The sequence below is a fragment of the Myxococcus vastator genome (assembly GCF_010894475.1).
GTDB lineage: Bacteria > Myxococcota > Myxococcia > Myxococcales > Myxococcaceae > Myxococcus > Myxococcus vastator.
The window spans coordinates 25412-31316 of sequence record NZ_JAAIYB010000046.1 but is presented as its reverse complement, the minus strand read 5'-3'; the positions used below and the strand labels follow the sequence as shown (position 1 = coordinate 31316).

At 67.6% G+C, this 5905-nt stretch carries 6 protein-coding genes; 4 read left to right on the top strand and 2 right to left on the bottom strand.

Annotated features, from left to right (window positions below; translation table 11 throughout):
• The coding region (locus G4D87_RS07365; protein WP_275902264.1) for an RNA 3'-terminal phosphate cyclase at positions 1–240 on the top strand (240 nt) is incomplete at its 5' end.
• A 19-nt stretch (positions 241–259) separates the two neighbouring features.
• On the opposite strand, the gene G4D87_RS07360 is transcribed toward G4D87_RS07365, so the two are convergent.
• A complete protein-coding gene (locus G4D87_RS07360; protein ID WP_163780340.1) occupies positions 260–583 on the bottom strand; it encodes a hypothetical protein in 324 nt (107 codons plus the stop codon).
• A gap of 78 nt (positions 584–661) precedes the next feature.
• Between G4D87_RS07360 and sppA the strand changes: the two genes are divergently transcribed.
• Together sppA and G4D87_RS07350 are read left to right on the top strand one after the other, a co-directional pair.
• Positions 662–2479, top strand: a complete 1818-nt coding sequence (gene sppA, locus G4D87_RS07355) for a signal peptide peptidase SppA (RefSeq protein WP_163780339.1) — start codon at positions 662–664, stop codon at positions 2477–2479.
• A gap of 25 nt (positions 2480–2504) precedes the next feature.
• Entirely contained in the window at positions 2505–3554 is a 1050-nt protein-coding gene (locus tag G4D87_RS07350; protein WP_163780337.1) for a lipid A deacylase LpxR family protein, read from the top strand.
• Between the two features lie 72 nt (positions 3555–3626).
• Here G4D87_RS07350 and G4D87_RS07345 read toward each other — a convergent pair whose 3' ends face one another.
• Entirely contained in the window at positions 3627–4613 is a 987-nt protein-coding gene (locus tag G4D87_RS07345; protein ID WP_163780335.1) for a peptidylprolyl isomerase, read from the bottom strand.
• Between the two features lie 154 nt (positions 4614–4767).
• On the opposite strand from G4D87_RS07345, the gene G4D87_RS07340 reads away from it, so the two are divergent.
• Positions 4768–5700 carry a peptidylprolyl isomerase gene (locus G4D87_RS07340; RefSeq protein WP_163780332.1) on the top strand — a complete coding sequence of 311 codons (933 nt, stop codon included), beginning with the start codon at positions 4768–4770 and terminating at the stop codon, positions 5698–5700.
• Positions 5701–5905: the final 205 nt, after the last annotated feature.

Below are 5905 nucleotides of genomic sequence, written 5' to 3'. Positions count from 1 at the left end.
GCGCTGGCGCGGTTCATGGAGACGGGTGGGGCGCTCGACGAGCACCTCGCCGATCAGATCCTCCTGCCCGCCGCGCTGCTGGCCGCCGGGCGCCTGGGGCCGGCGTCACCGGGCACCACGCGCTTCACGGCGGCGCGAATCACCGACCACCTCACCACCCACGCCCGCGTCGTGGAGCGCTTCCTTCCCGTGCGCGTCACGGTGGATGCGGGAGGTTCGGTGGAGGTCCAGCCCGCCTGACGTCCGGGCCGGAGGAGGCTCAGGCGGCTTCGTCGTCGCCGCGGTGGGAGCCGAAGGTGTTCTGCCCGGCGATGGTCCTGGACGTGTTCCGGTAGGCGCGGAGGCCGAAGGGCACGGCGACCACGAACACGAGCCCCGCGAGGCCCACGGCCATCCACGGAATCGGCTTCTGCTTGAGCTGGACGTCCTTGCCGTAGGAGTTGAGGTTGTTGCCCATGGCGCGCTGCTTGGCCGCCTCACGCTCCTCGGCGGTCATCTCGCGAGGGGCCTGGAACTCCTGGACCTGCTTGCGAGGTTGGGCCAGCGCGGCACCACCCGAGCTGAGCGCGAGGACGAGGAGCATCCGGGGAACGAGGTATCGCATATGGCGGGAGAGGCTATCACGACCCAACGGAAGGACTGAACAGGGCTTGCACCCCGAGTGAGCGTCCATTACGGGCCGGGGACCCACATTTCCATTCCGGACGCCATGCTGCGCCTGCCCTTCATCGTCCTCGCCAACCTGTATCTCCTCCTGGTCTCCCTGCTGGGCGCCCCCTTCCGGATGATGGCCGCCAGCCACCGGCCCGCCTACGTCCGCTTCCGGCTGACGGGGGATCCGCCGTACCGCGAGCGGCGCCGCCGCCGGTTGCAGCTGGGGGGAAGCCGCCCCGAGCCGTCGGATGTCACGTCCGTGGAGCGCCTGCGCGAGTCGTTGGAGCTCCTGGCGAAGGACGGCCGGGTGAAGGGCATCCTCCTGGAGGTGGAGGACCTGGCCGTGCCCGCGGCGAAGCGGGATGCGCTGGTGGCCGTGCTGACGGCCTTCCGGGCCCAGGGGAAGCGGGTGGTGGGCTGGGCGGTCCACGTGGACAACGAGGGATATGCCCTCCTGTGCGCGGCGGACGAGGTGCTGCTCCCCCCCATGGGCCGCGTGGAGCTGGTGGGCTACGCCGCCGAGGCCACCGCCCTGGGCGAGGGCCTGTCGCGCGTGGGCATCCGGCCGCAGTTCGTCCGGCGCGGGGATTACAAGACGGCGCCGGAGCTCTTCACTCGGCCCGCCGTTTCGGACATCCAGACGCGGACGGTGGAGTCGTTCCTGGATGAGCGCTACGCGGACCTGGTGGACGTGGTGGCCCGGGGGCGGCGGAAGACGCCGGAGGAGGTCCGGGCGCTGATTGACCAGGGGCCCTTCAGTGCTCGCCGGGCGCTGGACGCGGGGCTGGCGGACGCGCTGGTGAGCGAGGCGAACCTCCCCTCGCACCTGGGGCTGGTGAAGCCGGGGGACGGCGAGGAGGAGACGGAGCTGGAGCCGATGGCGACGTACCTGTCCACGGTTCCCTTCCCACCGGTGCGGTGGAAGCGGCTGCGGCGGAACCCGCGCGTCGCGGTGGTGCCCGTGTCGGGAATCATCATCCCGGGCAAGGGTGGCAGCGGGAAGATGGCGAACGCGGAGACGGTGGTGAAGGCGCTGCGCGCGGCGGGGCGGGACAAGCGCTCCAAGGCGGTGGTCGTCTACATCAGCAGTCCGGGCGGGACGCCGATGGCGTCGGAGCAGATGCTGGAGGCGGTGCAGCGGGTGGCGCGGAAGAAGCCCGTCATCGCGTACATGGACCGGGTGTGCGCCAGCGCGGGGTACATGGTGGCGGTGGGCGCGAAGGAGATCTGGTCCGCGCCGCACGCCATGGTGGGCTCGATTGGCGTCTTCGCTGGCAAGTTCGACGTGTCCGGGCTGATGGAGAAGCTCGGGGTGCACAAGACGGTGCTCGTCCGAGGGCGGAACGCGGCCATGCTCTCGTTCTCGCGGGGCTTCACGCCGCAAGAGGAGGCCACGCTGGAGGCCGAGGTGGAGGAGATGTACCAGGCGTTCCTCGACATCGTCGCGAAGGGGCGGGGGCGGACGAAGGAGGAGATTCACCAGTTGGCGGAGGGCCGCGTGTACTCGGGCGTGCGCGGGAAGGCCGTGGGGCTGGTGGATCAGGTCGCGGGCTTCGAGGAGGCCTGTCGCCACGCGTTGTCGCTGGCGAAGGTGCCGGCGGCGGAGCGGTTCGAGATCATGACCTATGGCGCGCCCAAGCAGCGGGTGAACGTGTTGAAGCTGTTGATGGGGGCGTCCCAGGCACAGACGTATGCGCTGTGCCCCACGGCGTTGAGCCTGAATGGGCTGAGTGGCACGGAGGCGTTTGAAGACAGCGCGCGCTTCGGGGTGGCAGACGTGGTGGGTAGAGTGTTGCCTGATGACCAGTGGCCATTCGGGGGCTGACGGGCGCGAGCGGTAGACTGGAGGGATGCTGACGGCACTCGCGTTGCTGACCGCATCCTGTCTGGCCCAGGCGGAGACGAAGCTGCCGTTCGTCACGAGCCTGCACTTCGAGAATGACGTGCTCGCCAAGAGCGACCGGCTCTACACGAACGGCGTCCGCATCGAGCACTTCGGGGAGTACGACGGGTGCCGCTCCATCGCGCGGACGCTGCGGCTGCCGGACGGCGTGCAGCACCGGTACCTGTGTGGCGGAACGCTGGCGCAGAACATGTACACGCCCAGCCGGATTGTTCCTTCGCCGGAGCAGGAGGTGTTCCCGGACCCGAACGACCGGCCCTACGGGGGCTGGCTGCACGGCGGCATCCTCTTCCAGCACCTCTATGCGGGGAGGGCGCCCGCGGACTCGTCGAGGCTGACGCTCCAGGCCACGGTGGGCGTCACGGGCCCGGCGTCCGGGGCGGCGCAGACGCAGCGGGGGCTGCACCGGGCGCTGAATGGCCTCTTCGGGCACACGGTGGCGCGGATTCCGGTGGGTTGGGAGAAGCAGCTCCCGACGGAACCGGCGTTCCACTTCTCCGCGCTCCGTGAGCAGCCGCTGCTCTGGAGCCCCGTGGTGGACGTGACGTGGTCCGCCGGGGCGATGCTGGGCACGGTGTTCGTGAACGCGAGCCTGGGAGGGACGGTCCGTGTGGGCTATCTGGCCCGGCCGTATGGCCTGGCGCCCATCATGCCGTCCGTGGTCAAGGCGCTGGAGGCGCAGCGGGCGCCGGGGGAGGACGCCGCGGAGCTGATGGCCATCCGGGACGAGCGCGCCTGGGAGGCCTACCTGTACGCCCGAGGACAGGTGAGGGTGGTGGCGAGGAACCTGTTCCTGGATGGCACGCTCTTCCGGCCGAGCCTCAGCGTCCGGAAGGCGCCCATCGTCGGGGACAGCGAGTTCGGCGCCGCCTTCCGAACGGGCGGCTTCCAGCTCGGCCTGGGCATGGTGTTCCGCTCCCAGGAGCTGGCCGATCCGCCCAACCCGCTCCTGTCTGGCCACCGGTTCACCCAGCTTCAGCTTTCGTATCTGCACTGAAGTCTGGGTGGTGAGTGACTCACACGTTGAGTCCGGCCCAAGTACCATCAAACAATCGGCTGTACCTCCTCGTCAGGGACGGCGCGCTTCGCCTTCCTTGGGCGCCGTCAGAGAGGAGGTCCCCAACGCCTCGGGGTTCACCCCCGCCAGAACATCTTCCTTGATCTCTACCTTCGTTTTATCTCGCAATGACTGGACGAGCGTGTCGAGTGCCTTGGCCCGGCGCTCCGAATCCAGTCGCTGAACGATACGCCCCTTCACCTGGTCGAACTTCTGCTCGCTCCCCACCTGACGGGCTTGCAGCATGAGCAGGTGAATGCCGACATCCGTCTCGATAGGCGACGAAAGCTGCCCGACGGCTTTGAGCGTGAATGCGGCATCCGCGAGGGTATCGCCTCCGGTGGCGCTCAATTCGTCTCGCGTGCGGAACCCGAGGTCGCCACCCTGCGCCTGGGTGGTGGTGTCCTGGGAATGCGTCCGGACAGCCGCATCGAAGGATAGCTGTACGCTCCCCCCGCGCTGTATCTCTGCGGAAAGCCGTGTTGCCTGTGCAAGTGCCTTCGCCCGCTCTGGACTGCCCCGAGGGGCTTTCAGGAGCAATTGACTGACTCGGACCCGTGCTGGCTTGACGAACTCAGCAAGGTTCGCCTCGTAGTAGGCGCGAGCTCTCTCCTCGCCCACAGTCGCATCTTCGCTAGACTCGGTGTGCGCCTTGACCAGTCGCTGAACCATGACTTTTTCGAGCATGGCAAGGACTTCGGGATCTGAATCCAGGCCACGTCGCCTGGCTTCTTGGACTAGCAATTCAAACCGAACAAGGTTGTCCAGGAATTCTTTCTTCTTTTCTTGAGAGGCATAACGGGTGCGGACGAAGGACGGCTGCTCGGCAAGCTTCGCTTCGAATTCTTGCTGCGTGATGTTTCCGTCGCCGACAACTGCAACGACAGGTCCTTCGCTTTTTTGAGGGCTTGCTGGCTTTCCTCGCTCACACCCACTCGCACCCAGCGTCAAAGATACGGCCAGCGAGGCCGTTCCTACCCACCGAAACTGCCTGACCATCGAGCACTCCACCCTGAAGACTGCACCCAGCGGACTTTCGTCCGAATCCGGTGCAATTGAATGTCATCTATCCGCTGCCGGACAACTGCCTTGCGGTCTTTCTCACGTATAGAGTAGATCGGCAGTCGGACGGAATAGCGGGTACGAAAGCACGATGAAACGCCAGCAGGCGCTGTGGAAGTGGATCTGTCTCTTCAGCCTGCTTGGCGCACCGGCGTGCGAGCGGTCCGTGCCGGCTCCAGCCGGGCCAGCGGCGAACGTCGTCGCTCGCTTCAAGGGCGGTACGGTCACCCGAGAAGAGCTTCTTCGCGAAAGTCAACGGCTACCGCCCAACCTGCGGGCGCGCTTCGAGCAGGGAACGGGGCGCGAAGAGTTCATCCGCGCGATGGTCGACAAGCGACTGCTGGCGCTCGAAGCCGAGCGGCGCGGGTTGACCCAGGATTCGGAAATCCGCCGCCAGGTTCGCGAATTGGAAGAGCGGCTGACCATCCAGGCGATGTTGGCTCAGGAGGAGAAGACCGTTGGTGCGCCCTCGGACGCGGAGGCTCGGGCGCACTATCAGGCGAACCTCGAGCGTTTCGCGCAGCCGGAGCGCCTTCGGATGGCCCGAATCCTGGTGTCGGTCTCTCCGGGCAGTCCTCGTGCGGCACGGACGGAGGCCCGGCAACGTGCGGACGCCTTGCGCCGGCGCATCATCGCGGGGGAGCCCGTTGCGAAGGTCGCGGCGGCAGGCGAGGGGCCGGAGCGGACGCGTGGTGGGGAACTGGGGCTGCTTTCTCGCGGAGAGTTCGGTAGCGCGGCCTTGGAAAAGGCGGCATGGGCGCTGACTCGGCAAGGCGAAGCGACGCCCGTGATCGACGATTCGGCTGGGGCTGTCATCCTGGTCCTCCTGGAACGTCAGGCCCCGCGTGTGCCGCCCTTTGAAGAAGTTCGTGAGGCAGTGCTGGGGCAGATGGCACCCATGGCCCAGCGGCGTGTCTTTGAGCAGGTGTTGGCGCGGTTGCGTGCGGAGGCCTCGGTCGAGCTGCCAGTGCAAGGCGCTTCGGCTTCAGCGTCAGCGGGCGCCGATACGGTGTCCCAGCACTGACGTATTCGGGATGGTGGTCGTGGGCTCGTGGCAGCGACGCGCCGCGGGTGGGCTTCGTCGGATTAGAGGGGGAGCTGTGTTCCTGGATGACCTGAAGCGGGGACTGGCGCTGTTCGCGCTCGTGGCCGGACTCGTAGTCACGGGGACCGCTCACGCGCAAGCGCGCGTGGCAACAGTCTTTCCGTTGACGCCGCTGAGGCCTGGC

Excerpts from the sequence above, each read along its gene's own strand:
- G4D87_RS07360 (WP_163780340.1), bottom strand. The coding sequence starts at position 583 with ATGCTCCTCGTCCTCGCGCTCAGCTCGGGTGGTGCCGCGCTGGCCCAA.
- G4D87_RS07350 (WP_163780337.1), top strand. The coding sequence starts at position 2,505 with ATGCTGACGGCACTCGCGTTGCTGACCGCATCCTGTCTGGCCCAGGCG.
- G4D87_RS07345 (WP_163780335.1), bottom strand. The coding sequence starts at position 4,613 with ATGGTCAGGCAGTTTCGGTGGGTAGGAACGGCCTCGCTGGCCGTATCT.
- G4D87_RS07340 (WP_163780332.1), top strand. The coding sequence starts at position 4,768 with ATGAAACGCCAGCAGGCGCTGTGGAAGTGGATCTGTCTCTTCAGCCTG.